The organism is Mesorhizobium sp. M1C.F.Ca.ET.210.01.1.1, from assembly GCF_004791585.1.
In the GTDB taxonomy this organism is placed as follows: domain Bacteria; phylum Pseudomonadota; class Alphaproteobacteria; order Rhizobiales; family Rhizobiaceae; genus Mesorhizobium.
In genome coordinates, this window is sequence record NZ_SRUU01000018.1 from 1 (window position 1) to 26,324 (window position 26,324).

General features: G+C 62.3%; 25 protein-coding genes and 1 pseudogene. 19 read left to right on the forward strand and 7 right to left on the reverse strand.

Features of this window, described 5'->3' with window-relative positions; genetic code table 11:
• Positions 1 to 127: pseudogene (locus EN853_RS20135) on the forward strand (IS481 family transposase); the annotation flags it as partial.
• Here EN853_RS20135 and EN853_RS20140 read toward each other — a convergent pair.
• Positions 124 to 1,812: a sulfotransferase gene (locus EN853_RS20140; protein WP_127861312.1), complete on the reverse strand. Its 1,689-nt coding sequence runs from the start codon at positions 1,810 to 1,812 to the stop codon at positions 124 to 126. The pseudogene EN853_RS20135 and the gene EN853_RS20140 sit on opposite strands and share 4 nt — an antisense overlap.
• 132 nt (positions 1,813 to 1,944) lie before the next feature.
• Here EN853_RS20140 and EN853_RS20145 point away from each other — a divergent pair, with 132 nt between their 5' ends.
• From EN853_RS20145 to EN853_RS20160, 4 genes are all read left to right on the forward strand, one after another.
• Positions 1,945 to 3,057 (forward strand): pyridoxal phosphate-dependent aminotransferase, encoded by a 1,113-nt coding sequence (locus EN853_RS20145; RefSeq protein ID WP_127861311.1) that lies wholly within the window; start codon positions 1,945 to 1,947, stop codon positions 3,055 to 3,057.
• A gap of 61 nt (positions 3,058 to 3,118) precedes the next feature.
• Positions 3,119 to 3,400 (forward strand): acylphosphatase, encoded by a 282-nt coding sequence (locus EN853_RS20150; protein WP_127861310.1) that lies wholly within the window; start codon positions 3,119 to 3,121, stop codon positions 3,398 to 3,400.
• Positions 3,401 to 3,496: 96 nt separating this feature from the next.
• Positions 3,497 to 4,147 (forward strand): TetR/AcrR family transcriptional regulator, encoded by a 651-nt coding sequence (locus EN853_RS20155; RefSeq protein WP_127861309.1) that lies wholly within the window; start codon positions 3,497 to 3,499, stop codon positions 4,145 to 4,147.
• A 65-nt stretch (positions 4,148 to 4,212) separates the two neighbouring features.
• A complete protein-coding gene (locus EN853_RS20160; RefSeq protein WP_127861308.1) occupies positions 4,213 to 5,376 on the forward strand; it encodes an isovaleryl-CoA dehydrogenase in 1,164 nt (387 codons plus the stop codon).
• A gap of 17 nt (positions 5,377 to 5,393) precedes the next feature.
• On the opposite strand, the gene EN853_RS20165 is transcribed toward EN853_RS20160, so the two are convergent.
• Positions 5,394 to 5,777 (reverse strand): hypothetical protein, encoded by a 384-nt coding sequence (locus EN853_RS20165; protein ID WP_127861307.1) that lies wholly within the window; start codon positions 5,775 to 5,777, stop codon positions 5,394 to 5,396.
• Positions 5,778 to 6,022: 245 nt separating this feature from the next.
• On the opposite strand from EN853_RS20165, the gene EN853_RS20170 reads away from it, so the two are divergent.
• The 4 genes from EN853_RS20170 (at position 6,023) to EN853_RS20185 (ending at position 10,674) form a co-directional block, all read left to right on the forward strand.
• On the forward strand, positions 6,023 to 7,630 hold the full coding sequence (locus EN853_RS20170) for a carboxyl transferase domain-containing protein (RefSeq protein WP_127861306.1): 1,608 nt from the start codon (positions 6,023 to 6,025) through the stop codon (positions 7,628 to 7,630).
• 2 nt (positions 7,631 to 7,632) lie between these two features.
• Positions 7,633 to 8,163, forward strand: a complete 531-nt coding sequence (locus EN853_RS20175) for an O-acetyl-ADP-ribose deacetylase (RefSeq protein ID WP_127861305.1) — start codon at positions 7,633 to 7,635, stop codon at positions 8,161 to 8,163.
• A 173-nt stretch (positions 8,164 to 8,336) separates the two neighbouring features.
• On the forward strand, positions 8,337 to 8,660 hold the full coding sequence (locus tag EN853_RS20180; protein WP_245517176.1) for a hypothetical protein: 324 nt from the start codon (positions 8,337 to 8,339) through the stop codon (positions 8,658 to 8,660).
• 49 nt (positions 8,661 to 8,709) lie between these two features.
• Complete coding sequence (locus tag EN853_RS20185) at positions 8,710 to 10,674, forward strand: acetyl/propionyl/methylcrotonyl-CoA carboxylase subunit alpha (RefSeq protein WP_127861303.1); 1,965 nt, start codon at positions 8,710 to 8,712, stop codon at positions 10,672 to 10,674.
• A gap of 110 nt (positions 10,675 to 10,784) precedes the next feature.
• On the opposite strand, the gene EN853_RS20190 is transcribed toward EN853_RS20185, so the two are convergent.
• Positions 10,785 to 11,906 (reverse strand): ABC transporter substrate-binding protein, encoded by a 1,122-nt coding sequence (locus EN853_RS20190; RefSeq protein WP_127861302.1) that lies wholly within the window; start codon positions 11,904 to 11,906, stop codon positions 10,785 to 10,787.
• A gap of 379 nt (positions 11,907 to 12,285) precedes the next feature.
• Positions 12,286 to 12,552, reverse strand: coding sequence for a sel1 repeat family protein (locus EN853_RS20195; protein ID WP_127861301.1), 267 nt, complete (start codon positions 12,550 to 12,552; stop codon positions 12,286 to 12,288).
• Between the two features lie 436 nt (positions 12,553 to 12,988).
• Here EN853_RS20195 and EN853_RS20200 point away from each other — a divergent pair, with 436 nt between their 5' ends.
• Positions 12,989 to 13,330 (forward strand): DUF2147 domain-containing protein, encoded by a 342-nt coding sequence (locus EN853_RS20200; RefSeq protein WP_127861300.1) that lies wholly within the window; start codon positions 12,989 to 12,991, stop codon positions 13,328 to 13,330.
• Positions 13,331 to 13,748: 418 nt separating this feature from the next.
• A complete protein-coding gene (locus EN853_RS20205; RefSeq protein WP_127861299.1) occupies positions 13,749 to 15,032 on the forward strand; it encodes a PIN-like domain-containing protein in 1,284 nt (427 codons plus the stop codon).
• Between the two features lie 626 nt (positions 15,033 to 15,658).
• On the opposite strand, the gene EN853_RS20210 is transcribed toward EN853_RS20205, so the two are convergent.
• The gene (locus EN853_RS20210; protein ID WP_127861298.1) at positions 15,659 to 16,363 is read right to left on the reverse strand and encodes a hypothetical protein; all 705 of its coding nucleotides are present in this window, start codon (positions 16,361 to 16,363) and stop codon (positions 15,659 to 15,661) included.
• A gap of 507 nt (positions 16,364 to 16,870) precedes the next feature.
• Here EN853_RS20210 and EN853_RS20215 point away from each other — a divergent pair.
• The 5 genes from EN853_RS20215 to EN853_RS20230 all read left to right on the forward strand — a co-directional run bounded on the left by EN853_RS20215 (position 16,871) and on the right by EN853_RS20230 (position 20,940).
• Positions 16,871 to 17,320 carry a hypothetical protein gene (locus EN853_RS20215; RefSeq protein ID WP_127861297.1) on the forward strand — a complete coding sequence of 150 codons (450 nt, stop codon included), beginning with the start codon at positions 16,871 to 16,873 and terminating at the stop codon, positions 17,318 to 17,320.
• 506 nt (positions 17,321 to 17,826) lie between these two features.
• Entirely contained in the window at positions 17,827 to 17,979 is a 153-nt protein-coding gene (locus tag EN853_RS34040) for a hypothetical protein (protein WP_167483919.1), read from the forward strand.
• 32 nt (positions 17,980 to 18,011) lie between these two features.
• Entirely contained in the window at positions 18,012 to 18,206 is a 195-nt protein-coding gene (locus EN853_RS20220; protein ID WP_127861296.1) for a hypothetical protein, read from the forward strand.
• Positions 18,207 to 18,333: 127 nt separating this feature from the next.
• Complete coding sequence (locus EN853_RS20225) at positions 18,334 to 19,794, forward strand: AMP nucleosidase (RefSeq protein ID WP_245517131.1); 1,461 nt, start codon at positions 18,334 to 18,336, stop codon at positions 19,792 to 19,794.
• 135 nt (positions 19,795 to 19,929) lie between these two features.
• The gene (locus EN853_RS20230) at positions 19,930 to 20,940 is read left to right on the forward strand and encodes an endonuclease/exonuclease/phosphatase family protein (protein ID WP_127861315.1); all 1,011 of its coding nucleotides are present in this window, start codon (positions 19,930 to 19,932) and stop codon (positions 20,938 to 20,940) included.
• A gap of 133 nt (positions 20,941 to 21,073) precedes the next feature.
• Here the strand turns inward: EN853_RS20230 and EN853_RS20235 are convergent, their stop codons facing one another.
• Positions 21,074 to 21,667 carry a DUF922 domain-containing protein gene (locus EN853_RS20235; RefSeq protein WP_127861294.1) on the reverse strand — a complete coding sequence of 198 codons (594 nt, stop codon included), beginning with the start codon at positions 21,665 to 21,667 and terminating at the stop codon, positions 21,074 to 21,076.
• Positions 21,668 to 21,888: 221 nt separating this feature from the next.
• Positions 21,889 to 23,568 carry an electron transfer flavoprotein-ubiquinone oxidoreductase gene (locus EN853_RS20240; RefSeq protein ID WP_127861293.1) on the reverse strand — a complete coding sequence of 560 codons (1,680 nt, stop codon included), beginning with the start codon at positions 23,566 to 23,568 and terminating at the stop codon, positions 21,889 to 21,891.
• Between the two features lie 252 nt (positions 23,569 to 23,820).
• On the opposite strand from EN853_RS20240, the gene EN853_RS20245 reads away from it, so the two are divergent.
• From EN853_RS20245 to EN853_RS20255, 3 genes are all read left to right on the forward strand, one after another.
• Positions 23,821 to 24,459: a hypothetical protein gene (locus EN853_RS20245; protein WP_127861292.1), complete on the forward strand. Its 639-nt coding sequence runs from the start codon at positions 23,821 to 23,823 to the stop codon at positions 24,457 to 24,459.
• A gap of 49 nt (positions 24,460 to 24,508) precedes the next feature.
• Positions 24,509 to 25,420 (forward strand): uracil-DNA glycosylase, encoded by a 912-nt coding sequence (locus tag EN853_RS20250; protein ID WP_127861291.1) that lies wholly within the window; start codon positions 24,509 to 24,511, stop codon positions 25,418 to 25,420.
• A gap of 91 nt (positions 25,421 to 25,511) precedes the next feature.
• The gene (locus EN853_RS20255) at positions 25,512 to 26,324 is read left to right on the forward strand and encodes a helix-turn-helix transcriptional regulator (protein ID WP_127861290.1); all 813 of its coding nucleotides are present in this window, start codon (positions 25,512 to 25,514) and stop codon (positions 26,322 to 26,324) included.

Consider the following 26,324-nt stretch of genomic DNA (forward strand, 5'->3'; position numbering starts at 1 on the left):
CTTCGCCAGGCGGCTAAAGACCCTTCACGGCCTCACGCCTTACGAAGCCATCTGCGCGGTATGGGCCAAACAGCCAGAAAGGTTCCGGCTCAATCCCGTCCACTTGACCTCGGGACTGAACACCTAGAGTTCAGCCAAGTCGCCTAGGGCATCGATCAGAGGCTGGATCCTGTCCGCGTAGTTCTTCCAGCGCTTGACCGAGGTCTTGTAAATCGGCTGGCGAACCTGCCAGCGGCTGATCGTTCTGACCGCCCCTTCCTTCTCGAAGAAGCGAAGGCAGGCGTCATCCCAAGGGAGCCCGAGGTGGTCGATCAGGCGACGCGATTGACCTTCCTGATCCGAAATCATGTCCTCGTAGCGATTTTCAAAGATGCGCCCAGGCAAAAGCGCCTTCCAATGCGCCATAAGACGATCATATTCACGATAATACATACCCAAGTCGTGAAGATCAGACGTATAGTCGTGCGTTTCGTTGAGGTTCGAGGTAAAACAAGAAAAACAATTGTCGATCGCATCACGTTTGCAGTGGACAATGCGCGCATTCGGAAACATGATCGCGATCAAGCCAACTAGCTCAAAATTATGTGGCATCTTGTCCACGATACGCCGCGCCGTACCCGAGTACTGCCGCAAGTGTGCTAGGTAATCTTGCGCCAGCGTTTGAGATTGGCCGACCGTCATCGACTTTACTGGCTCTCCCAAAACGCGGCCCACCTCTTCGTGCAAGCCACAGGCAATGGCAATACGTCTAAGTTTGGCAAGTTCTCCGGCGCCGTGAACCTCTGGATGGCTTGAGCAGATCTGCTCCGTCAGTGTCGTTCCGGAACGTGGCATTCCAACGACGAAAACCGGCACTTCGGAGGGGGCGCCAAATCCCGCCTTGGCCGCAAGAAGTTCCGCGTCAAACAACTCGATCAGCAAATCCACTTTCTTCCGATAGGCAGCGATATCGAGCTTCTGCGTGGCAAATGTCTTGGCTTTCAGGTAGTGATCTATGGCGTCGTCAAAACGTTTGAGATCAGTCAAAATCTTGCCTGCCGCCATATGAAGCTCGTATGATCCAGCAGCGTCGACGACGGCTCGACGGTCAAGTTCGACAAGAATGGACTTAAGCTCTATCGGCTCACTTGAGAATTTTCTTGTGTTGACAAAGGCGTGGTAAGCTTCCGGGATGTTTAGTCCCAGGTCGACAGCTTCTTTCAGACAAGCCGCAGCTTCATCCATCCGCCCCAAGCTGCTGAGTGCGCGGGCTATGCCTAATCGCACTTCGGGATGATTATTGTTGATTTTGAGCACGCTATTGTAGGCCGCCAAAGCCATATCAGCCTTTCCGAATTTGGTGCACGCTTGGCCTAATCCGCAAAGTGCGTCTACGAGATCAGGCTTAAGCTCGCAGGCGCGTTGCAGATGTTTGATCGCTGGCGGGAAGTCCCCGGCCTTCAACCAAGCTTCGCCGAGGCTGAGACGATAGTAAGGATTGTTAGGCTCTTGCATGGCCGCCCGCTCGAAATACTTGGCGGCCAGCTCGGCGTCGAAATCGACGCCCAGAGTTCCCAGAATGTATAAAGCGAGCGCATGCTCCGGCGTCCTCGCCAAAACGCGATGGCAGAGTTCTTCCGCCTCCGGCAGCCGTTCGGCTTTCTGCAGTTCCAGCGCCTGCCGCAACAACATGTCGTCGGCTTGCGCGCGAGACGGACTACCCTTCGAAGACTGGCGCTTTGGCAGTCCGGCTTTTGGCGGGTGTGGGACCTTGGGCGGCGCGGATTGGGTCTTGAGGTGCTTGGCCCAGGCGGGCGGCAATCGGTTGTTCATTGCGCTTCGCTAGCAAAAGCGACCGAGAGAATCCAGTCCGGACCGCGATGCACGGTTGACACGCAGCACCCAGCCTTGCACCCGCCCACCGCCCGCGCTAGCAAGAACCCCTCTTCCACGCGAGCCCTTGCCATGCGCCAGCGCCCTCCCCTTACGCCGATCGTCGGTGCGCTTCCCACCACGGTGCCGTTCGTCGGGCCGGAAGCACAGGAGCGCGATCGCGGGCGGCCTTTTCGCGCCCGTATCGGCGCCAACGAGAGCAGTTTTGGTCCCTCGCCGCGTGTGATCGCCCGCATGGAGAGCGTTGCCCGCGACCAGTGGATGTATTGCGACCCGGACAATTACGAGCTGAAGGTCGCGGCGGCCGCGCACCACGATGTCAACGTCGAGAACGTGGTGGTGGGCGAAGGCATCGACGGCCTGCTTGGCCTCGTCGCCCGCATGTATGTCGCGCCGGGCGACACGGTGGTCACCTCACTTGGCGCCTATCCCACCTTCAACTTCCACATCGCCGGCGTCGGCGGCCGGCTGGTGACGGTCCCGTATGTCGATGACAAGGAGGACCTGGAGGGGCTGCTGGCCGCGGTTCACCGGGAAAAGGCGCCGCTGGTCTATCTCTCCAACCCAGACAATCCGATGGGAAGCTGGTGGGAAGCGCCGCAGGTCATCCGCTTCATCGAAGCTTTGCCGGAAACCACCATGTTGGTGCTTGACGAGGCCTATGGCGAGCTGGGTCCGGCCTCGGCTCTGCCGCCGATCGATGTCGCGCGGCCAAACGTCGTGCGCATGCGCACCTTCTCCAAGGCTTACGGACTGGCCGGCATACGCTGCGGCTACGCGGTGGCCGAACGTGAAGTGATCCGCGACTTCGAGAAGATACGCAACCATTACGGCGTCAGCCGCATGGCGCAGATCGCCGGCCTCGAGGCGCTCGCCGACCAGGACTATCTGAATTCGGTGGTGGCCCGCGTGGCGGCCGGGCGGCGGCGCATCGCAGCCATCGCCGAGCAAAACGGCCTGAAGCCGCTGCCGTCGGCGACCAATTTCGTCACCATCGACTGCGGCCGCGACGGCGCCTTCGCGCTGAAGGTGATGCAGGCTCTCTTGTCGCGCGACGTGTTCATCCGCAAGCCGATGGCACCACGGCTCGATCGCTGCATCCGGGTCAGCGTCGGCCTCGACCATGAACTCGACATCTTCGCCGAGGAACTGCCCGGCGCGCTGGCGGCGGCGCGAGGGAACTGACCGGCCGTTGCATTTGCCCTGTGCTGCTCCAGATTGATGGGGGCAGATTCTGGAGCGGACGATGCAGGGTGAGCAAAGAGCCGTGCGGGCGCGCGTTTCCGGCATGGTGCAAGGCGTCAGCTACCGCGTCTGGACACGCAACGAAGCTGTGCGTCTCGGGCTGACGGGCTGGGTGCGCAACGAGCGCGACGGCTCGGTCGCGGCACTCATCGTCGGCGCCGATGCCGCGGTCGCCGCCATGATCGACCGGCTTTGGCAAGGACCGCGGGGCGCGCTGGTCTCGAAGGTCGACGTCGAGGAGGCCTCCGACAACGTGCCTGCCGACTTCCGGATCATCGTCTAGTTCTCATTGGCCTTCGCAAACCGATGCGAGGAATGAGTGTTCGATGCATCTTGAATTAATTGAACGTTCGTTTTATTAATGCCATCAGAGGCAGACATGGCACGCACCACAGGCTCCGACGGGGAAAAAACCGAGGCGGCCGTCCGCGAGGCGGCGGTCAGCCTGATCGCGCGTCTCGGCTACGAAGCGATGTCGATGCGCCAACTGGCGGCCGAAGTTGGCGTGCAGGCCGCCGCGCTCTACCGCTACTTCCCGACCAAGGAGGACCTGCTGTTCACGCTGATGCGCGAGCATATGGAAGGCCTGCTGGAAGCCTGGAACGCGGCGCGTCCGGCGGCGGTCGACCCGGCGGCGCGGCTTGCCGCCTATGTCGAGAACCACATTGCCTTCCATATCGCGCGGCGCCACGCCACCCATGTCTCGAACATGGAGCTGCGCAGCCTCTCGCATGAGCGGCTGACACAGATTCTCAAGCTGCGTACCGCCTACGAGAAGGAGTTGCGCGCCATCCTGCGCGACGGCGCGGAGGCCGGCGTCTTCGAGATCGACGATGTCGGGCTCACCGCCATGGCACTGATCCAGATGATGACCGGCGTCATCGTCTGGTTCCGGCCGGGCGAGCGGCTGTCGATCGCTGAAGTCACCACGACATATCTTTCAATGACAATGCGGCTCGTCGGCGCGAAGATCGACGCCTACAGCGCCGCGCGTCCACTGGGACGCGCGAAGGACGCTGTGGCACTTTGAATTTTGGCATGATCCTTTCCGAAGATCGGAGTCGATTTTCAGGGTCATGCGCGGGGAGGAACGGCATGTACACCAATACGCTGAACTTCGGGCTTGATGCCGACGTCGAGGCCCTGCGCGATACCGTGCGGCGCTTCGCGCAGGACAAGATCGCGCCGATCGCGGCCGAGATCGACCGGTCCAACGAATTCCCGGCGCATCTGTGGGGCGAGCTCGGCGCGCTCGGCCTGCTTGGCATTACCGCCGATCCGGATTTCGGCGGCAGCGGCATGGGCTATCTCGCGCATGTCGTGGCGATGGAGGAGATCTCGCGCGCGTCGGCCTCTGTCGGCCTTTCATACGGCGCGCACTCCAATCTCTGCGTCAACCAGATCAACCGCTGGGCGACGCCGGCGCAGAAGGAAAAATACCTCCCCGCGCTATGCTCGGGCGACAAGGTCGGCGCGCTGGCGATGTCGGAGCCCGGCGCCGGCTCGGATGTGGTTTCGCTTAGGCTGCGCGCCGAAAAGCGCAACGACCGCTATGTGCTCAACGGCTCGAAAATGTGGATCACCAATGGTCCCGACGCCGAAACGCTGGTGGTCTACGCCAAGACCGACCCGGAGCGCCATTCGCGCGGTATCACCGCCTTCATCGTTGAAAAGACCATGGCCGGGTTCTCGGTGGCGCAAAAGCTGGACAAGCTCGGCATGCGCGGTTCCAACACCGGCGAGCTCGTCTTCGAGAATGTCGAGGTGCCGTTCGACAATGTGCTGCATGAGGAAGGGCGCGGCGTCGAGGTGCTGATGTCGGGCCTCGATTATGAGCGTGCCGTGCTCTCCGGCGGGCCGATCGGGCTGATGGCGGCCTGCCTGGACGTCGCGGTCCCTTACGTGCATGAACGCAAGCAGTTCGGCCAGCCGATCGGCAGCTTCCAGCTTGTGCAGGGCAAGCTCGCCGACATGTACACGACGATGAACGCCGCCCGCGCCTATGTCTATGCCGTGGCCGCCGCCTGCGACCGCGGCGAGACCACGCGCAAGGACGCCGCCGGCTGCGTGCTCTTCGCCGCCGAGAAGGCGACGCAAATGGCGCTCGACGCCATCCAGCTGCTCGGCGGCAACGGCTATATCAACGACTATCCGGCCGGCCGCCTGCTGCGCGACGCCAAGCTCTACGAGATCGGCGCCGGCACCAGCGAGATCCGCCGCTGGCTGATCGGCCGCGAGATCATGGCGGAGGGGGTGTGATGTCTCCCTCCGCCGCCTCAGCCGAATGCCTTGGGCAAGTCATCGGTTGGCTTGGCGACGATCTGGTGCGCATCGCGCCACAGCACCTCGCGCTGGCGCGCCGACCTGATGGAGCGCACGGGCAAGCCGCCCTCCTCGATCAGCCAGGCGCAGTAGCGCGCACGACTGATCGCTTCCTTGGCGTCCGGATGGAACCAGCAGATGCCCCAGATCGGACTACGGCGCTTGAAATGCCGGCCGACCCGGCCAGGAATGGGCAAATGCTGATTGAACCAGTCGAACTGGTTCTGCAGCTCGCCATGAATCCAATCCTGGCGGTGCAGGTACCAGGACGCGTGGAAAAAGCCGGTCTCCACCCGGCTTTTCGGATGGATCAGCGGCGTTACAAACCGCACATACATAGTGACACCCACAGCGCCTCAAAGTGCCGTGTTCCTCTTGCTCAAATTCGGGACGTGGAAAGCCGCCCTTCGGCGGCGTCAGGCCATGGCCGAAGGGAGACATCTGGTGAAATGCATGGACATGCCTTTCATCGTCGCCTCCTGAAGGTGTCACTCGTACAAAAGATGCCACGCCTGGCACGCAGCATCCGGGCGCGGGCTGTTACACTGGTTCCGTTGCGGCATCAAGAGGTGTGAGGAAGAACGTGGCCACCCTGCAAACCCAGATCTCCCCCTCCTCCGACAACTTCCGCGCCAATGCTGAACGCATGCGCGAGTTGGTCGCCGACATCGCCGAGAAGGCGGCCGGCATCGAGCGTGGCGGCTCCGACGAGGCGCGCGAGCGCCACCAGGGCCGCGGCAAGCTGTTGCCGCGCGAAAGGCTCGCGCAACTGCTCGACACCGGCTCGCCTTTCCTCGAGGTCGGCCAGTTCGCGGCATGGTCGATGTATGGCGAGGACATTCCGTCGGCAGGCATCATCACCGGCATCGGCCGCGTCGAAGGCACTGAAGTGATGGTCGTCGTCAACGACGCCACGGTGAAAGGCGGCACCTACTATCCCGTGACGGTGAAGAAGCATTTGCGCGCGCAGGAGATCGCGCTGCAGAACAGGCTGCCTTGCGTCTATCTCGTCGACAGCGGCGGCGCGAACCTGCCCAACCAGGACGAGGTGTTTCCCGACCGCGAGCATTTCGGCCGCATCTTCTACAACCAGGCCAACATGTCGGCGGCCGGCATCCCGCAGATCGCCTGCGTCATGGGCTCCTGCACGGCCGGCGGCGCCTATGTGCCGGCGATGTCGGACGAGACGATCATGGTGCGCAACCAGGCGACCATTTTTCTGGGCGGGCCGCCGCTGGTGAAGGCCGCCACCGGTGAGGATGTGAGCGCCGAGGAACTCGGCGGCGCCGATGTCCACACCAGGCTTTCCGGCGTTGCCGACCATTACGCCATGGACGACGAGCATGCGCTGGCCATTTGCCGGCGCATCGTCAGGAACCTCAATCGGAACAAGGCCGTAAGCCTGAACTTACAGAAACCGATTCCGCCGCTTCATGACCCGCATGAACTCTACGGCATCGTGCCGACCGACCTGCGCCAGCCCTATGACGTGCGCGAGGTGATCGCGCGCCTTGTCGACGGCTCGGAGTTCGACGAGTTCAAGCAGAATTACGGGACGACGCTGGTGACAGGCTTTGCGCATCTGCATGGCATGCCGGTCGGCATCCTGGGCAACAATGGCGTGCTCTTCTCGGAAAGCGCGCTGAAGGGCGCGCATTTCATCGAACTCTGCTGCCAGCGCGGCATTCCGCTGATTTTCTTGCAAAACATCACCGGCTTCATGGTCGGGCGAAAGTACGAGGCCGGCGGCATCGCCAAGGACGGGGCCAAGCTGGTCACGGCGGTCGCCACGGCACGGGTGCCGAAGCTCACCGTCATTGTCGGCGGCTCGTTCGGCGCCGGCAATTACGGCATGTGCGGGCGCGCCTATTCACCCCGTTTCCTGTGGATGTGGCCGAACGCGCGCATCTCGGTGATGGGCGGCGAGCAGGCAGCGACGGTACTTGCCATGGTCAAGCGCGAAGGCATCGAGCGCAAGGGTGGGCAATGGAGCGCCGAGGAGGAGGCGAAGTTCCGCAAGCCGATCCTGATGAAATACGAGCACGAGGGCCACCCGCTCTATTCCTCGGCAAGGCTCTGGGACGACGGCATCATCGATCCGGCCAAGACGCGCGAGGTACTGGCGCTGAGCCTCTCGGCGGCGCTCAATGCCGGCATCGAGGAGACGAAGTTCGGCGTGTTCAGGATGTGACGATGAGCGGTGTCAGCGACAGGATCCGCGTCCACACCGGCGACATCACGAAGCTCGCGGTGGATGCCATCGTCAACGCCGCCAATTCCTCGCTGCTCGGCGGCGGCGGCGTCGACGGCGCCATCCACCGCGCGGCAGGCCCTGAACTGGACGCCGAGTGCCGCGCGCTCAATGGCTGCAACACCGGCGATGCCAAGTTGACCAGGGGCTATCGTCTGCCGGCACGCTACGTCATCCATACGGTCGGGCCAGTCTGGCACGGCGGCGGCAGGGGCGAGGCGAAACTGCTTGCCTGCTGCTACCGGCGCTCGCTCGAAATCGCCCGCGCCCAAGGCTGTCAGATGGTCGCCTTCCCGGCGATTTCGACCGGCATCTACGGCTATCCCAAGGACGAGGCGACCGGCATTGCTGTCGAAACCGTAGCTGACTTTCTGCGGCAAAACCCGGCGCCCGAAACCGTTACTTTTTGCTGCTTCGACGAACAGGTGGCCGAACTATACCGCCGTGCCGTTGCTGATCTTGGAAAAGGCTGAACTTATGGACCAGCAGATTCCTCAGTGCAGGCAAGGGCGAATTATGGTCGGATGGCTAGCACCGGTGAAAAATATTCGTTACTGCTCATCCTGCATTTTCAAATGGGGATGGGGTCAAAATGGGATTGAAATATTCACGGAACGCGGCTGCCTCGATACTTGCCTGTTTGCTTATGTTCGTTGCTCCGGGCGTCGGCTCAGCGGAATCGCTGGCCGGCAAGATTGGCGACAAACGCTTTGCTCCAACTCTTTCGCTCGATCCGAAGGAAGCCTGCTACAAATCCTACCTTGCCTATATCGCCGCAAGCGGCCATTCGGCTTACGCTACGACCTTCTATTCGCGCGTCGTCGATCTTCACATTTTCTGCAGCGTGAAGCTCAACGCGCCTTCGCAGAAGGCCGCGGAGGATATCGCCTTGCGTGCCTGTCAGAGCGGCTTCAAAAGGTGGAAGGTCAAGACCGCCAGCGGCGGCTGCGCGATCGCGGCTTCGAAATAGGCCGGCGCATTTCGGACTGGCGCCGCCCGTCGCAAACCCGGGAGGCTCCATGTTCGGCAAGATCCTGATCGCCAATCGCGGCGAGATCGCCTGCCGCGTCATCCGCACCGCGCGCAAGCTGGGCTTGTGGACTGTCGCCGTCCATTCGGACGCAGACGCCCGCGCCCTGCATGCCGAGATGGCGGACGAGGCGGTGCATATCGGCCCCTCGCCCGTCGGCGAAAGCTATCTGCGCGGCGACAAGATCATTGCCGCGGCACTCGCCACCGGCGCGCAAGCCATCCATCCCGGCTACGGCTTCCTGTCGGAAAACCCCGACTTCGTCGACGAGGTGACGGCGGCCGGGCTCGTCTTCATCGGGCCCTCCGCCGCCTCAATCCGGGCCATGGGGCTGAAGGACGCCGCCAAGCGGCTGATGGAAAAGGCGGGCGTCCCGGTGGTGCCCGGCTATCACGGCGAAGCGCAGGAGATCGTGCTGCTCGCCTCCAAGGCGCGCGAGATCGGCTATCCCGTGCTGATCAAGGCGCGCGCGGGCGGCGGCGGCAAGGGCATGCGCCGCGTCGACCACCCGGATGATTTCTCCGAGGCGCTATCCGGAGCGCGGCGCGAGGCCAAGGCCGCTTTCGGCGACGACCGCGTGCTGGTGGAAAAATATGTCGACAAGCCGCGCCATATCGAAGTCCAGGTGTTCGGCGACAATTTCGGCAATGCCGTGCATCTGTTCGAACGCGACTGCTCGGCGCAACGGCGCCACCAGAAGGTGATCGAGGAGGCGCCCGCCCCCGGCATGACGCCGGCGCTGCGCAAGGCGATGACGGAAGCCGCGGTTAAGGCCGCCAAGGCGATCAGCTATTCCGGCGCCGGCACGATCGAATTCATTGTCGATGCGTCCAATGGCCTGAAAGCCGACCGCTTCTGGTTCATGGAGATGAACACGCGCCTCCAGGTCGAGCACCCCGTCACCGAGATGGTCACCGGCGTCGACCTGGTGGAGTGGCAGCTTCGAGTCGCCTCCGGCGAGAGGCTGCCGAAAACGCAAAGCGAGATCGCGCTTGCCGGCCATGCCTTCGAGGCGCGCGTCTATGCCGAGGACGCGGCCAAGGGATTTTTGCCGGCGACTGGCACGCTGCACCATCTGCGGTTTCCGAACTCAGCACCAGATGGAGCCGCCATGCGGATCGAAACCGGCGTGCGGGCCGGCGACGCCATCTCGCCCTTCTATGACCCGATGATCGCCAAGCTGGTGGTGCACGCCAAGGACAGAAACACCGCGCTTGCGGCATTGCGCGAGGCGCTGGCCCGGACGGAAGTTGCCGGCTCGACCGTCAACACCGCCTTCCTGGCGTCGCTTGCGGCTGATGCCGATTTCGCCGCCGGCGATGTCGACACCGGCCTGATCGGCAGGCACCAGGACGCGCTCGTTGCGGTTGCCGCGCCAAGCGATGAAGCAATCGCCGCGGCGGCGCTGGCGGCGACCGACGCAGGGGCGCCGGGCCCGGCCGCCGATCCGTGGTCCTCGCTTGTCGGCTACGCGCATTTCCATACGCTTGCTCGCCGCATCCGCCTGCGTTACGGCGAGGAGAACATCCTGGCGCGCATCTCGGCGAGACCAGACGGGCGATTCCAGGTGGCGCTGGAGGCGCCGCATGACGCGATCAACGCGCACGACCTCAGGAACCTGCCGCGCACCGCCCGCTGGCCGGGTCACGTCACAGTGTTCGAAGGCGCTGTCGGCCATACTTTCGCGGCGCCGGATCCGCTCGCTAAGGCGGATGAGGCAGCGTCGGCCACTGGGAGCCTGCGCGCGCCGATGCCGGGGCTGGTCAAGCTGGTGCGCGCGGCGGCGGGCGATGCCGTGATCAAGGGCCAGCCGCTCCTGATCCTCGAGGCGATGAAGATGGAGCACACCATTGCCGCCCCGCATGACGGGGTGATCGCCGAGATCGCGGGAGAAGGCGCGCAGGTGAGCGACGGCACTGTGCTGGTGCGCTTTGTCGAGGACGGCCAGACCTAGAGCAATTCCAGGAAAAGTGTGTAACGAGGTTCGGCGATTCCATGAATCGCAGAAACGCTCTAAAAAAATGGCCGGGACGAACCCGGCCATTTCCATGAATGCAGAGCCGATTACGGCTTGATCGGCGCGTATTTGCCGTCGTGCCACTGGTTGATGTCATAGCTGGCGTTCTTCAGGTCGCCCTTCTCATCGAAGATGACGTCGCCGACGACGGTGCTGATCGGCTTGCCGTCCTTCAGCGCCTCGGCGACCTTGCCCGGATCGTCGGTGCCGGCGCGCTTGACGCCTTCGGCCACTGCCTGGATCACGGCATAGGAGAACAGCGTGAAGCCTTCCGGCGTGAAGCCGCCGGCCTTGATCTTGGCCACGGCGTCCTTGGCTTCTGGCTTCGACTGCGGGTCCGACGGGAAGACAAACATGGTGCCTTCACCGGCCGGGCCGGCGACCTGCCAGAATTCCGGCGTGGCGATCGAGTCCGGCATGATCAGCTGGAACTTGACGTTCTGCTCGGCAGCCTGGCGCAGGATGAGGCCGGCCTCGGGATGATAGCCGCCGAAATAGACGACATCGGTCTTGAGCGACTTGAGCTTGGTCACCAAGGCCGAATAATCCTTCTCGCCGGCGTTGATGCCTTCATAATCGACTTCTTTCAGACCACCAGCGTTCATCGTCGCCTTGACCACGTCGGCAACGCCCTGACCGTAGGCGCTCTTGTCGTGCAGGACGACGACGTTCTTGCCGGCATATTTCTTGGCGATCCACGGACCGATGAAAGCGCCCTGCGCGTCGTCACGCGTGTAGAGGCGCATGATCGTCGGCCAGCCGGACTTGGCCGCGGCGTCGGTCAGCACCGGATTGGACGAGGCCGGGCTCATCATCAGAGTGCCGGATTCGGCATAGACGGCGGAGGCCGGAATGCTCGAACCCGAACAGGCATGGCCATCGACGAACTTGACGCCGTTGGCGACGATGCGGTTGGCCACCGACACCGCCTGCTTCGGGTCGCACTGGTCGTCCTCGATGTCGAGCTTGATCTTGGAGCCGTTGATGCCGCCCGCCGCGTTGATGGCTTCGGCGGCGGCCTGCGCGCCCTGCTTGAACTGATCGCCGATCGTGGCGAGCTGTCCGGTCATCGGGCCGACCACCGAAATGGTGATGTCGTCGGCGAAAGCAGCCGGAGCGCTCATCATCAGGCCCAATGCGGCCGCGCTCAAAATACCCAATCTTTTCATGACAATAGAACTCCTCCACTTGCGCACGGCCGCCCGGCCGCGCTTCTTCCACAGAGCCGGGACAATTCCACCCTTCGCCGGAACTGTCGAGAGGACAATGTATGCCGCTTTGGTTCATTCCGGCGGGCATTTCTTGGGCCAAGCCGTCATAAAAACAGCGCTTCGAAGGCCGCAAAAAATGCAGAAGCCGCGCCGGCCTTGTCCCGGCCGGTCGCGGCTTTTGCAGTCGAGCTTCCTCAGCGCCCCGCGCCCGAACCCGCTCGCTTCCCTGTCTTAGCGCGCAGCTTGGCGTTTTCGCCCGCCGCGTTCTTGTTCTTGTCAGCCGGCCGTCTTCTCGCGGCCTTGTCCCCTGAATATCCTCAGCCTCAGGCCCGCGAGGTCAGTGCATCGTCATCCATTCGCGCGCCTCACGCAGCGCCTTGGCGATCTCGACCTTCGACATCGAGGCCGACAGTTCCGAGCGCAGCTCGGCGGCGCGGACCGAACCCTTGATCGCGGCGATGTTGAACCATTTGTGGGCGGCGACGACGTCGGTATCGCAGTCGCGGCCGGTCGCATACATCATGCCCAGTTCGAAAAGAATGTCGGCCTGGGCAGTTGCCCCCATGGCGCCGAAGCCGGCTTCAAGCATTTCAAAACGTGCCATTTCAATCCCCTGTCTGGCTCCCGAGAGCTGCCTCCTTCTGTCCCAGTTGTCCCTTGGGGCGGGCCGCTCTTTCGATGCTTTCGAGGATGAGGCCTGGCCTTGAATCCGTCGTTAAATGGCTTGCTTAATTTGAAGAAAACAAAGCTAAAACAAGAGGTAAACGCGAAAAACTGTTAAGCATAGGAATGGCGCAATTCAGCCGATTTGCGCAAAATTCGATGAAAATTTCAGGCATCGGAATCAAGACTTCGCTAACCACGGAAACCGAAGCCTTTTTCCGCTTGCGTTCATTTTCAGTGGCCGACGGGGCCAAAATCCTTGCAACCTTCCGTGGCGGCACCGCTTTCGTTTTGGCAGCGGCTGGACTAGCTTACGTTTGCGTAAGGGACAGGGAGGCGGACCGGAGCCCCGCCGGAACCCATTGGAGGAGGACATTATGTTTCGAAAAGTGAGCCTGGCCCTCGCGGCCACCTTGATCATGGCGGGCGCGGCATGGGCCGACCCGATCGAAGGCAATTGGAAGACACAGGCCGGCTCGACGGCGGCGATCGCAGGCAGCGACTCGTTCTCGATCACGCTGAAGTCCGGCAAGTATTCCGGCAAGACGATCGGCTCCTTCAAGGCGGCCGGCGACAACAAATACACCGGCACCATAACCGACCCGGAAACCGACAAGACCTATTCCGGCAAGGCGACGCTTTCGGGCACCTCGCTCAAGATGAGCGGCTGCGTCTTTGGCGGACTGATCTGCAAGAGCCAGACCTGGCACAAGCTCTGATCAGCCAATACCAGATCGTCCGAAAAACGGGGCCCGAGCGGCCCCGTTTTCTCAGTATTCTCGGTAGCCGCTCAGGTTCCGCATGGTTATGTTCCGTTATTTGCAGCTTTTCGCGGCCTTTGGCGGCAGCCTGAATGTAGCCCCATCCGGGCCAACCGAGGACCTCAGGCCCAAGCCCCATAACGGCACCGAGCGGTGGCGCCTCGCCCGCGTAATCGGCGTCTTAGCTTCGATACTGCGCTTTTCTTGATCGTGTTTTTGCGGCGACCATGAGCCGCACGGCTTCGCCGCGATTGGACGGGCTAGTGTATTCCGCTTTTTGGGGGGTCTGGCACGACGACTTGATTGCTCAGAAGAATTTCATGGCGTAGGCTTTCAGAAATTTGCGCAGCCATTTCAAAGCGGAGGCGTCCGACAAATGAGTGGTACTCTGCGCAGCGTTTTCTATGGCCACTATTCCCTTACCGATGAGGAGCGGAAACGGCTCTGGAAAGAGGCTATTCTAGTTCCCGATACAAATTCCTTGCTATACCTCTTCAAGCTTATGCCGACGGCGCGAGACGAATTGCTGGCGGCTTTCAAGTCATTTAACGATCGACTGTGGCTGCCGCATCAGGTTGGTAGAGAATTCCATGAGCGCTGGCGATCAGCAGCGAAGTCAAACCGGGCCGAATACGAAAATCTCAAGGTCGAATTTCAAAAGAATAAAGGGAAACTCACTGCATCTCTTAACAACTTTAAGCGTTACCAGCCTTGGGAAGACAACGCGCTCATTGCCAAACTTCCCGAGCTTTTTGACAGTATCCTGAAGGAAGTAGATGGAGCCATAGCCAAACTGCCCGATCCTGAGACTACGTTCGAAGCTGTGGCGGCGCTGTTCGACGGCAAGGTAGCTTCGCGGCCTGAGGACTTGGCTTTGAGGACCAAGGAGGCTGAACGCCGACGGAAGGATAGAATTCCCCCCGGCTATATGGACGAAGGACCGGGAGATTATCTGATCTGGGCAGAGATGATGGAAAAGGCAAAGTCGGACAAGGTTCCGATCCTTCTCGTCACAGATGACCAAAAGGAGGATTGGTGGTGGAAAGATTCTCCGGATGATTTTATCGGCCCAAGATCAGAGCTGCGCTACGAATTTTTCGATCGAACTGGACAATCGTTTTACGCATACAGGCCCGCGCATTTCCTCGCGCTTGTTCGCCAAAGCGACAGCGCTCTTGTCTCGGATGCGACTGTGCAAGAGATGCAAAGAGTGCAGAACAGGCGCTTGGTGTCGGCTTCATCGCTGCGTATCAGGTCCAAGATTAGGGAGTTATCTGAAGAAATCTTACTAAAGCCTGGAGCATCCGAAGAAACAATTCTGCCTTATGCGGCGGAAATCGCTACAACGTTAAACCTACTCGACCTCACCATTGCGGCGCGAGCGGAAGGAAAGATTACGGGGGACGACCCTAAATTGCTTCAAAAGCATGCTGACGATCTGAAGTCTGATGCGCTTAGTGGTGTTTTATATTCCGATGATGGCGCGCTTGGTGCCTACAACCTTGCTAAATTCAACGACCTTATTAACCTCCTACGTGATAGGGAGTACTGGAACGAGCTTGAGCACGTATTGAGTCGGCTTGCGTCGACGCGCGAACTTCGCGAACGGATGGACGAGGCACGCCAATTGCGGGACTCGCAGGATCGGGGCACCTCCTGAGCGTATCCAATTGCCGGGCTGCGCATCCTTCAGACACTTCCCCACGACGCTGGGCAGGTGGCCGGCATCCGCTGCGCCCGGTGTAGCGTAACGCGCTGCTACAAGCCTACAGAGCTTCGAGAGGTGATTGGGAACGTCACGATTGATGAGGTTCGAGACAAGGTACGCTGCCAAGGATGCAAAAGCAGGCAGTGGATGAGCGCCCAGCTTTTTCATCCCACGGGAGAGCAGGGCGCACACCATCCGCTACAGACGCCTCGTGGAAATCCGCTGGGAGAAGCGCGTAATCTGGCGGGACGAATAGCGGGAGTAATCGGCGTAAGTGGATAAGTTGCCCAGGTCGCACCGAGGCTGCTGCGGAAAATCCAGCGAAGAATGACCTATGCTACTCTATGGCTGCGGCAACCGCAGGTATCGTCGGACCGACTACTAAAGCGAAGAAAGTGACTGCTATCGCTATCAATCTTCTCATTTTCTCCTCCAAGACACGGACGCGTTGAAAGTGAGACCACAACAGCAAATGCGATAAGTAGCATTCCGACATCAGAGACGGCAATTATCAAGCTCGCGGGTGCTATGCGCACACAGACTGGTAAGACACTCGCGAATGGCGTTTGCAAATATTGTCAAACGGCCTCATTCGGCCCGTGATTGTGATAGCGGGCCTTCTCGGGCCCAATTATGAAGTTGGGTCCCGGCAATCTGCTAGCAACGTTGTATCGATGACAGAACTCTGTGTGGCGCCTCTCGTCGTCAAAGCCATCATTGTACCAAATGCAGCCCCAAACATAGATATACGTTTTCGTGCCCCTGGCCGGTTTTTCAGGAGGCGGGGCACCTTCATCTGCCCCTCTGCGAACGACCGCTCCCGGGTGGACGGTGCCTATATTTTCTGCGGTGTCTTCATCGACCGGGAAGTCCGCAAGATCCCGATCTGCCGAAACTCGCATTTTCACAACCATTTTGACCTTGGTTGCAAAAACTTGCCCTACATTTTGAAGTGCGATCTGTCCAATAATGCGCGGCTCGACCCGCTTCATCCGATGGACCCCTGCGGGGGCAACGCTTAGGTATGCTCGCAATTCCTTCCTACTGGTGCTCTCGCTTTGAATAAGCGCGCGAGTGGCCGTGCGGTTGGCAGCAATAGATATGACCAGTGTGGCTATGAGACCGCCGAGGCCCGCCACCGACACCCCAAGCTGCCACCAAGCCGCCGTCGCCATTGATCGGTCGGCATCAGTCTCCTCCGCAAGGAGCGGTGCAATCCCCGCGCCGATAACAAATGATGCACACGTAAAGGCGAATGCACTCCGCCGAATCCAGCCAAACATTTCGGTGCCCCTCGATGTGTGCCCAAATTAACCCGAACTCAAACAAGACCCTTGAAATACCCCGTTCACAGGTTCTTACTTGCAGTGGGTGTGGTGGGGCTCTGTCAGCTCGTGCGAATAGTTTCTCTAGTTCTGGCAGTTGGGTCAATTGTCGCGGCAGCGACATGTCAAGTTGCTGCTCTAGAGTACACTCCTGTGTCCTCCCCAGGTGAGCAGCCAGTCCTTGTGGTCTCCGGTGAATTTGGCGCCAATGAGCCCCTGAACGCCTTTAGCAACGCGGTTGTGAGCAGCGGGGCCAGGGTAATCGTATTCAACTCCCCCGGCGGCAACGTCGGCACTGCAATACAGCTGGGACGCATGATCCGTGCGGCTGGATTGGACACCCTTCAGGTTCGCCAATTGCAATGCGCCTCTGCTTGCTCATTGGCCTTCTTAGGTGGCGTCCGCCGCGTTGCCGAGACGGGCTCCATTGGCGTCCACAGGGCGTCATTCGATACGAATAGCGGAATGTCCGCCGACGAGGCAGTGGCGCAAATCCAGGCCGGAACCGCCCAGGTCATGTCCTACATGACGGAAATGGGAGTAGACCCCAAACTCATGCAGGTGGCCTTGAGCTACGATAGGTCCGACATGCGGTACCTATCGGCCAGCGAAATGGCCGAACTGCGGGTGACCAATGTAGCAGTGAGCCTACCGCCGGTAGATACGTCCCTGCTGCCGCCGAGGCCCAATACTGCGCCAAAGAAAAGCACTACATCGCAAGAGACGCAGAACCCAGCGCCGGTCGTCCGTGCCAAGCCGAGCCGTGAACAACGCGAGGCAGCCGATCCAGGACCGGCGCCGAAATCAAAAACGGCGGCGCGAAAGTCCAGATATCGCACCTGCAGCGGCATTGACGGCACCTTTGAGGTTCCCGCGTCCCAGAGATGTCCGCTGAGCGGCTACGCGCATTATTGATGGGCATTCGACAGCAGGGGACCTGCGACCAAAATTGCAAGAAATCTGTGTCGGCATTTCCGTATAGGACAAGAGCCGATTTCCCCCCGTGGCCCTCAGAGAAACTCGTCGGCCCTATCCCGCAATACTAACGGACGGGAACGAGCCCCGTTGCATCGTACTCCTCGTACAATCTGCAAAATAGAAGCTTTATCTGGCACAAGCTCTGATCGGGCTCAAATGATGGGATGAACGGGGCCCGCGCGGCCCCGTTTTCTTTTCGAGCGCCCGTTCGGGCGCGTCGCCGGCCAAGCCGTTCCGGCAGCTAAAGCTCCTCGCGCGATGACCAGCTTTAGCGCCTTGTTCCTTACGCACGGTCGCTCTCCCAAAAGCGTCGCGCACTTTTGGGCGACGTGCGCCAGCCGGACCAAAATCCGTGTCAATCAATTTGAACGGCAGATGAATACCGGTCTCAGAACCGGTTCAGAGGCATTCGGGCATCCTCCTCACCATTGAAGGAGAGACCAATGCTTGTCCGCCGCTTCACCATCGTCTGCCTGCTGATGAGCCTGTTCGGCATGTTCTTCGCCATCCTGGTGGCGGAGGCCGGCCGCCCTGCCCGCTCATCGGGAATGGCTGACACCTGCCGGCTGGACTGCATGAACCATTTCGACCGCTGAACCGACCAATACTCGAAACGGGAACGACCACCATGAACCGCATCGCCACCACCACCCTCAAGACCCTTCGGCTCCTGCCGCGGGCGGTGCTCATCCTGATGCTGCTTGCCGCCCCGGTGCTGGCGGTGCCGATGATGCGCGCCGACACCGGCTCGATCATCGAGGCGCCGACGCCGAAGAAGGCGGGCATCGGCTTTGTGCTGCTCGTCAGCCTGCAGCGCGGCTGACACGGTCGAAGAAAAATACAACGCAAGGCGGGCTTCGCGCCCGCCTCCCCCTCCCAAGCGCTCCTCCAAATCCCTATATTGGGCCATGGAAAAGCGAATCTACCCACAAGCCATCGAATCGGTCGTCATGCCGGAGCCTTTCGGCAGGCAGAGCTTCCACGACGCCAAAAAAGCGGTCGCGACGCTGCAGATGCTCTACGACCGCAACACCAAGTTCCTGCGCGACTCCTTCGCCAAGCTTGCCGCAGGCGGCGACGAGAGCAAGCGCTACCGCGCCTTCTACCCGCAGATCGGCGTCACCACGACCTCGTTCACCCAGATCGACTCGCGCCAGGCCTACGGCCATATGCCGACGCCCGGGCACTTCGCCACCACCATCACCCAGCCGCAGCTGTTCGAGAACTATCTCGTCGAGCAGCTGCGGCTCATCATGCGCAATCACGGCGTGCAGGTGACGGTGTCGGAATCGACGACGCCGATCCCGCTGCATTTCGCCTTCCTGGAAGGCACCTATGTCGACGGGACGGCCGCCGAGCGCATCAAGCGGCCGATCCGCGACCTGTTCGACGTGCCGGACCTCGACGGCACCGACGACCAGATCGCCAACGGCACCTTCGAAGTCGCGTTCGGCGAGCCAAGGCCGCTGGCGCCGTTCACCGCGCAGCGCATCGACTATTCGCTGCACCGCATGTCGCATTACACGGCGACCAGCCCGCAGCATTTCCAGAATTTCGTGCTGTTCACCAACTACCAGTTCTATATCGACGAGTTCGTCGCCCGGGCCCGCGACCTGATGGAGAAGGGCGGAGGCGGCTACACCGAATTCATCGAACCGGGCAATGTGGTGACAAAGGCGGGAGCCAATGCGGCGAGTGAAGGCACGCCGCCTGCGCGCCTGCCGCAGATGCCCGCCTATCACCTGAAGAAGCCCGGCCACGGCGGCATCACCATGGTCAATATCGGCGTCGGCCCCTCCAACGCCAAGACCATCACCGACCATATCGCGGTGCTGAGGCCGCATGCCTGGGTGATGCTCGGCCACTGCGCGGGCCTGCGCAACACGCAGGCGCTGGGCGACTATGTGCTGGCGCATGCCTATGTGCGCGAGGACCATGTGCTGGACGACGACCTGCCGGTCTGGGTGCCGATCCCGCCGCTGGCCGAGATCCAGGTGGCGCTGCAGGAAGCGGTCGCCGAAGTGACCGGACTTTCCGGCTATGACCTCAAGCGCATCATGCGCACCGGCACCGTCGCCACCATCGACAACCGCAACTGGGAACTGCGCGACCAGCGCGGACCGGTGCAGCGCCTGTCGCAGTCCCGCGCCATCGCGCTCGACATGGAATCGGCGACGATCGCGGCCAACGGCTTCCGCTTCCGCGTGCCTTACGGCACGCTCCTCTGTGTCTCCGACAAGCCGCTGCATGGCGAGTTGAAGCTGCCCGGCATGGCGACCGAGTTCTACAAGCGGCAGGTGGCCCAGCATCTCACCATCGGCATCAGGGCGATGGAGAAGCTGGCCGATATGCCGATGGAACGACTGCACTCGCGCAAGCTGAGAAGTTTTTCCGAAACGGCCTTCCAGTAGCGGCCCGTCAGGAAACTGCGAGGCAATTCGCCGTCTTGCTAGGGCCGCAATTTGGCCGATAAGCAGGCCGAGCAAATTGCCAGCGGCATTCGGCAGACCACGACTGACATGACAACAGGCGGCGCGCGCTCGAACATGATGGCTGGGGTGGCATTCCTGGCGATGGTGGCACTCTCGGCCTGGCTGCTGGCCGGGTTCCTCGGCGCGTTGCATCCGGCGCTCGATTCATTCTCGCATTTTCGCATTCATCTGAGCGTGCTTACGGCGCTGCTGGCGCTATCTCTGCTGGCCGGCTCCTACCGGCTGCAGGCGGCAGCGGCGCTGCTCTTCGCCATCGCCTGCTTCGCCACGACGACAAGCGCGCTGCCCCGGCTGTGGCCGCAGCAGGCGGTCGCCAGGCCTGCCGACCGGATCGTCTACAGCCTGCTGCAGATGAACCTGCGCTTCGATAATCCGACGCCGAAAAAGGTGCTGTCGCTGATCGCCCGGACCAACCCCGATGTGATCACCCTCGACGAGGTGTCGGGGATGTGGACGACCGAGCTTGGCTATATCACCAGCGCCTATCCGTACCGGATCCTTTGCCCCTATCCCAACGGCGTATTCGGCGTTGCGCTGCTGTCGCGGCGGCCCTTCGCCGCCGGCACCGCGCCGCATTGCGAGCCGCGCGGCGCGATGGCGACCGCCACGATCGATTTCGGCGGCACCGGCGTCGACGTCGCCGCGATCCATCTGAGCTGGCCCTGGCCGCGCGAGCAATACTGGCAGATCGGCGAACTGACGGAGCCGCTTGCCGCGCTCGGCAAAACCGCGATCATGGCCGGCGACTGCAACGCCGCACCATGGAGCGCGGCCGTGCAGCGCGTCGCCTCGATCGGCGGACTGACCGTGATGCCGTCGGCCGGGCCGACCTGGATGCACCGGAAGCTGCCCGACTTCCTGCGGCGCTTCGCCGGCCTGCCGATCGACCAGGTGTTCAGCAAGGGCGGGGTGACCATCCATTCGGCGACACGGCTGGAGGACGCCGGCTCGGACCATCTGCCGGTGCTGGTCGAGTTCTCGCTGCGGCCTGATGACAGGAGGCCCAAGGACGAGCATGAGACGGCACTGGCGTCGAGCGGCTCATCTACCTGGCCACGCGGCTGAACTGGCTTCGAGCCAATCCCACAAGACAATGTGCCGCAGTTCTCGGACCTGAACGCCGAGGGGCCCAATGCGCGCGACGTCGGTGCCTGCGCCCCCTGCAAATAGCACGCGATCAGGTTGAAGGGTTCTGGACCTACGTCCCCATCAAAGCCGCGATCAGATGCTCGACATGGCCGCCGTCGCGGTGCTCGCGGGCATCGAAAGCATTCTGCCTGGCTTCGTATTCGGCATAGGTGGCCTGGATGCGCTGGCGCGCCTCGCGGCGCGCCTTGTAGCAATAGGGGTCGCCGGCAACGCGCAGGCCGACAATCGACCGCTCGGTGGCGCGCATCATTTCCCTGGCGATGCGGCCATGGGTTTGTTCATGGGCGCGCACGCCGGCGAAGAACCGGTTCCAGCGCGTTTTCAGCGCTGGCGTCGCCGGCGAAGCGACGCGCGGAAAGGTGTAGAAGAGATTGAGCGTGCCGTTTGCCTGCTTGAGCCGGCAGGCGCCCTTGTCCTGGATGACACCGAGCTCCCAGTCGACCGTGTAGGCGGTCTGGGCGATGGCATGCGTCATGAAGCCATGCTTGGGGCCTCTGCTGTCCATGGCTGCGACCAGCGCCGCGCCGGAATTGCCTGCAATGTCATAGCTGCGTGTCTGGACCAGCACCCTCGTGCCGGCCAAGGCTTGCGGCGCACACAGGGCGCCAATCGTGATGAGGCATGTCAGAACCGCCACGCGCATGGCCATCTCTCCCTAGCCGCGGATAAGGGAACCACAAGCCCGGCATGGTTTCAATATTTCTACTGTCTCACATGTCGTGATGGACCCAGCCTTCGCCGACTTTCTCTTTGGACGGCGGTCGAGACGGCCCGGTCTGAATCGTCGCTCACATGCCCTGATAGACCGGGCCTTCGCCGGCTTTCTCTTGGGCGGCGGTCGAGACGGCCCGGTCGGGACGTCGCTCACATGCTCTGATACACCGGGCCTTCGCCGCCTTGTGGGGGCACCCAGTTGATGTTCTGGTTCGGGTCCTTGATGTCGCAGGTCTTGCAGTGGACGCAGTTCTGCGCGTTGATGACGAAGCGCACATCCTTGGCGGAAGGATCGGCTGCCGCATTGCCGTCCTTGTCGACCCATTCATAGACGCCGGCCGGGCAGTAGCGCGTCGAAGGTCCGGCGAAGACATCGTGCTCGGAACGCTGCTGCAGCGCCGCGTCGCCGACGATCAAGTGCACCGGCTCGTTCTCCTCGTGATTGGTGTTGGACAAGAACACCGAGGAAAGCCGATCGAAGGTGAGCACGCCGTCCGGCTTGGGATAGGCGATCTTCTGATGCTTGGCTGCCGGCTCCAGCGTCGCATAATCGGCCTTGCCGTGCTTCAGCGTGCCGAAGGGCGAGAAGCCGAACAGCGTGTTCAGCCACATATCCAGCCCGCCGACGGCGACGCCGACGATGGTGCCGAAGCGCGACCACAGCGGCTTGACGTTGCGAACCTTCTTAAGGTCCTTGCCGATGTCGCTGCCGCGCCAGGCGTCTTCGTAAGCCGCGAGTTCGTCATTGGCGCGGCCCGCGGCGATGGCGTCCGCAACTTTCTCGGCCGCCAGCATGCCGGACAGCACCGCATTGTGCGAACCCTTGATGCGCGGCACGTTGACGAAGCCGGCCGCGCAACCCATCAGCGCGCCGCCCGGGAACGAAAGCTTCGGCACCGACTGCCAGCCGCCCTCGGTGATGGCGCGCGCGCCATAGCCGATCCGCTTGGCGCCTTCGAAAGTGCCCTTGATCGCCGGATGCGTCTTGAAGCGCTGGAACTCCTCGAAGGGCGACAGCCAAGGGTTCTTGTAGTTGAGGTGGACGACGAAGCCGACCGCCACCTGGTTGTCCTCCAGATGATAGAGGAAGGAGCCGCCGCCGGTCTTCATATCGAGCGGCCAGCCGAAGGAGTGCTGCACCAGCCCCGGCTTGTGGTTCTCCGGCTTGACCTGCCACAGTTCCTTGAGGCCGATGCCGAACTTGCCCGGCTCGCGGCCATCGGCAAGCCTGTATTTCGCGATCAGCTGCTTGGCCAAAGAGCCGCGCGCGCCTTCGCCGATCAGCACATATTTGCCCATCAGCGCCATGCCGGGCGCGTAGGCCGGACCATGCGTTCCGTCCTTCTCGACGCCCATGTCGCCGGTGATGACGCCGGTGACGGCGCCCGCATCATTGTAGACGAGGCTGGCGGCGGCAAAGCCCGGATAGATCTCGACGCCCAGGGCCTCGGCCTTGGTCGCCAGCCAGCGGCAGACATTGCCGAGCGAGACGATGAAGTTGCCGTGATTGTTCATCAGCGGCGGCATCAGGAAGTTGGGCAGCCGGAACGAGCCTGCGGGACCCAGCACCAGGAAATGATCATCGGTGACGGGCGTTTTGAACGGATGGCCTTCCTCCTCACGCCAGCCGGGCAGCAGGCGGTCGATGCCGATCGGATCGACGACGGCGCCGGAGAGGATGTGGGCGCCGACCTCGCCACCCTTTTCCAGCACCACGACGGACAGATCGGGGTTGAGCTGCTTCAGACGGATGGCCGCGGCAAGGCCGGCCGGACCGGCGCCGACGATCACCACGTCGAATTCCATGCTCTCGCGTTCGATCTCGCTCATCGACCCCTCACTGGCTCGCCATGTTCTCGCATTTTGCTGGCTCACGCGTTGCATAGCGCATCAAATCGCGCCGCGAAACCGGCGCTGACGTGACAAAGCCGATTTCGACAAAGAGTCGCGGTTTTCCGGCGATGCAAGCCCGTTCGATCGGACCAGGCGAAGCATCCAACAGGGCCAGCCGATTGGAAAGTGCGCCGCCGGCCCCACGTTTTTAATTGTTCGACGGCTTGCTTATCGGCAATACTTGACCCCATGCGCACTCCCGAGCCATCCGGCTTTTCATCGAAGCGCTTACTCTTCACGCCCGGCGTGCTCTGCCGCGCGGTTCTTCCACTCCTCTTCCTGATCGCCCCGGTGCAAGCCGATCCGCAGAAGGTGTGGGCGGCCGGCGCCTACTCCTTTTCCGACGAGCTTGGCGGCTTCCGCATCACCGGTGCCTCCGGAATCGGCACCAAGGACGATCCGCTGGTCATCACCGAGGAGCTGAACTCGGCGACGCCGGTGACGCTGACCATCCGCGCCAGAAGGCCGATCGAAGCCTTCGGCAGGGCGGGCGACGTCGCCAATGGCATCATGTACATGCGCATCGACGTGCTCAACAACAGCGCGCTCCCCTGGGTGGAATTCCAGTTCGAGCTGCAGGAAATCCTCGACCAGCCGAGCGTGTTCGGCGACGGCCTGTCCTTCGACCAGCGCAACAAGACGCCCGACAACATCATCTCAAGCAACTTCGCCGATTTCGACCGCCAGTTCGAACCCTATGACCGGCTGCTGTTCAAGAACGGCAAGGTCGACCCGCTGAGGACCGCTACCTTCGAGTTCCTGATCACTGACTACACGCCGCGCTGGACGTTTTATCTGGTGCAGGATCCGCGCATACCGACCGGCTGATCGACCGCTCCAACTTGCAAAATGCCGCCGCGCGGACGATGGTGGCGCCATGACTGCCGCTTCCCTCAAAACCCCAGCCGAACTCGCCGAGCTGCTCGCTTTCTATGCCAGCGCCGGCGTCGACGAGGCGCTGGAAGACGCGCCCGTAGACCGGTTCGCCGAGGCCCGGCCGAGGCAGGCCGAGCGCGCGCCAGCGCCGGTCGCGCCTGCCCGAGAAAGCCGGGCCGAGCAACGGGCACCCGAGCCGGGTTTGAACAGGATGCCCGAGCGACCGGCGGCAGCGCCGGGGTTGGACGTAAGCCGGGTGCCGGACGCGCCTGCCCGCCCGATGGCGGCTGCCACGGTCCCCGACGAGGGGCAGATCATGCTGGCGCGGCAACTGGCGGCCAGCGCATCGACGCTAGACGAGCTGCGCCAGCACATGGCGGCCTTCGACGGCTGCAACCTCAAATTCACCGCCAAGAACCTGGTCTTCGCCGACGGCAACCCGAATGCCGACCTGATGCTGGTCGGCGAGGCGCCGGGCCGCGACGAGGATCTCGAAGGCCTGCCCTTCGTCGGCCGCTCCGGCCGGCTGCTCGACCTGATGCTCGCCGCGATCGGCCTCGACCGGACCTCGGCCTACATCGCCAACGTCATCCCGTGGCGGCCGCCGGGAAACCGCACGCCGACGCCGCACGAAACCGAGATCTGCCGGCCGTTCATCGAAAGGCAGATCGAGCTGGTCAATCCGAAGGTGCTGGTCAATCTCGGCGGACCGTCGGCCAAGACCCTGCTCAACACCACCGAGGGCATCCTCAGGCTGCGCGGCAACTGGCGCGTCCACACGACCGCATCGGGAACCGCCATTCCTGCCATGCCGACACTGCACCCGGCCTATCTGCTGCGGACGCCGGCGCACAAGAAGCTGGCGTGGCGGGACTTCCTCGAGGTGAAGGCGAAGCTGAGGGGGTTGGCGTGATTGCCCTTCCCTTCTCCCCTCACAAGGGGAGAAGGGGGAGCATAACCTCCCAGGTAATTGAACTCCTCCCCTCCCGCCCTACTCATCCCTCATGACAACATCCGAAATCTCCGCCGGAAGCCTGATCCGCGAATGGCGCACGCGCCGGCGCATGAGCCAGCTCGATCTCGCCATGGAGGCCGACATCTCGCAGCGGCATCTCTCCTTCGTCGAAAGCGGCCGCGCCCAGCCGTCGCGCGAGATGGTGCTGCATCTGGCCGAGCAGCTTTCGATCCCGCTGCGCCAGCGCAACCAGCTCCTGCTCGCCGCGGGCTTTGCGCCGAGCTTCGGCGAAAGGCCGCTGACCGACGCGACGCTTGCACCGGCATTTGCCGCGGTCGAGACCGTGCTGAGAGGCCACGAGCCCTTCCCTGCCCTTGCTGTGGACCGGCACTGGAACCTCGTTTCCGCCAATGCGGCGATCGGCCCGTTCCTCGCCGACGTCTCGGAGCCGTCGCTGCTCACGCCGCCGGTGAATGTGCTGAGGCTCAGCCTCCATCCGGGCGGCGTCGCGCCGCGCATCGTCAACCTTGCCGAGTGGCGCGCGCATCTCCTGGAGCGCCTCAAGCACCAGAATGATGCCACCGGCGATCCGGTGCTGATCGAATTGGAGCAGGAGCTGCGCGGCTACCCGTCCGGGCTGAAGAGCAGCCGACCTGCGCCGGTGGAGCCGAGCGCCATCGTGCATCCGCTCAGGCTCGCGCATGGCGACACAGTGTTGTCCTTCATCAGCACGATCACGGTGTTCGGCACGCCGCTCGACGTCACGCTGTCAGAACTGGCGATTGAATCTTTTTTCCCGGCCGACGAGCAGACACGGACGGTGCTGGTGCGGCTGGCGAAGGAGCGGGCTGCGGCTTCGTAG

Coding starts and splice junctions, on each gene's coding strand:
- EN853_RS20230 (WP_127861315.1), top strand. CDS start 19,930: ATGATGGCTGGGGTGGCATTCCTGGCGATGGTGGCACTCTCGGCCTGG.
- EN853_RS20150 (WP_127861310.1), top strand. CDS start 3,119: ATGCAGGGTGAGCAAAGAGCCGTGCGGGCGCGCGTTTCCGGCATGGTG.
- EN853_RS20240 (WP_127861293.1), bottom strand. CDS start 23,568: ATGAGCGAGATCGAACGCGAGAGCATGGAATTCGACGTGGTGATCGTC.
- EN853_RS20160 (WP_127861308.1), top strand. CDS start 4,213: ATGTACACCAATACGCTGAACTTCGGGCTTGATGCCGACGTCGAGGCC.
- EN853_RS20140 (WP_127861312.1), bottom strand. CDS start 1,812: ATGAACAACCGATTGCCGCCCGCCTGGGCCAAGCACCTCAAGACCCAA.
- EN853_RS20175 (WP_127861305.1), top strand. CDS start 7,633: ATGAGCGGTGTCAGCGACAGGATCCGCGTCCACACCGGCGACATCACG.
- EN853_RS20200 (WP_127861300.1), top strand. CDS start 12,989: ATGTTTCGAAAAGTGAGCCTGGCCCTCGCGGCCACCTTGATCATGGCG.
- EN853_RS20220 (WP_127861296.1), top strand. CDS start 18,012: ATGAACCGCATCGCCACCACCACCCTCAAGACCCTTCGGCTCCTGCCG.
- EN853_RS20195 (WP_127861301.1), bottom strand. CDS start 12,552: ATGGCACGTTTTGAAATGCTTGAAGCCGGCTTCGGCGCCATGGGGGCA.
- EN853_RS20235 (WP_127861294.1), bottom strand. CDS start 21,667: ATGCGCGTGGCGGTTCTGACATGCCTCATCACGATTGGCGCCCTGTGT.
- EN853_RS20180 (WP_245517176.1), top strand. CDS start 8,337: ATGTTCGTTGCTCCGGGCGTCGGCTCAGCGGAATCGCTGGCCGGCAAG.
- EN853_RS20145 (WP_127861311.1), top strand. CDS start 1,945: ATGCGCCAGCGCCCTCCCCTTACGCCGATCGTCGGTGCGCTTCCCACC.
- EN853_RS20255 (WP_127861290.1), top strand. CDS start 25,512: ATGACAACATCCGAAATCTCCGCCGGAAGCCTGATCCGCGAATGGCGC.
- EN853_RS20190 (WP_127861302.1), bottom strand. CDS start 11,906: ATGAAAAGATTGGGTATTTTGAGCGCGGCCGCATTGGGCCTGATGATG.
- EN853_RS20185 (WP_127861303.1), top strand. CDS start 8,710: ATGTTCGGCAAGATCCTGATCGCCAATCGCGGCGAGATCGCCTGCCGC.
- EN853_RS34040 (WP_167483919.1), top strand. CDS start 17,827: ATGCTTGTCCGCCGCTTCACCATCGTCTGCCTGCTGATGAGCCTGTTC.
- EN853_RS20155 (WP_127861309.1), top strand. CDS start 3,497: ATGGCACGCACCACAGGCTCCGACGGGGAAAAAACCGAGGCGGCCGTC.
- EN853_RS20225 (WP_245517131.1), top strand. CDS start 18,334: ATGCCGGAGCCTTTCGGCAGGCAGAGCTTCCACGACGCCAAAAAAGCG.
- EN853_RS20165 (WP_127861307.1), bottom strand. CDS start 5,777: ATGTATGTGCGGTTTGTAACGCCGCTGATCCATCCGAAAAGCCGGGTG.
- EN853_RS20250 (WP_127861291.1), top strand. CDS start 24,509: ATGACTGCCGCTTCCCTCAAAACCCCAGCCGAACTCGCCGAGCTGCTC.
- EN853_RS20205 (WP_127861299.1), top strand. CDS start 13,749: ATGAGTGGTACTCTGCGCAGCGTTTTCTATGGCCACTATTCCCTTACC.
- EN853_RS20210 (WP_127861298.1), bottom strand. CDS start 16,363: ATGTTTGGCTGGATTCGGCGGAGTGCATTCGCCTTTACGTGTGCATCA.
- EN853_RS20245 (WP_127861292.1), top strand. CDS start 23,821: ATGCGCACTCCCGAGCCATCCGGCTTTTCATCGAAGCGCTTACTCTTC.
- EN853_RS20215 (WP_127861297.1), top strand. CDS start 16,871: ATGTCCGCCGACGAGGCAGTGGCGCAAATCCAGGCCGGAACCGCCCAG.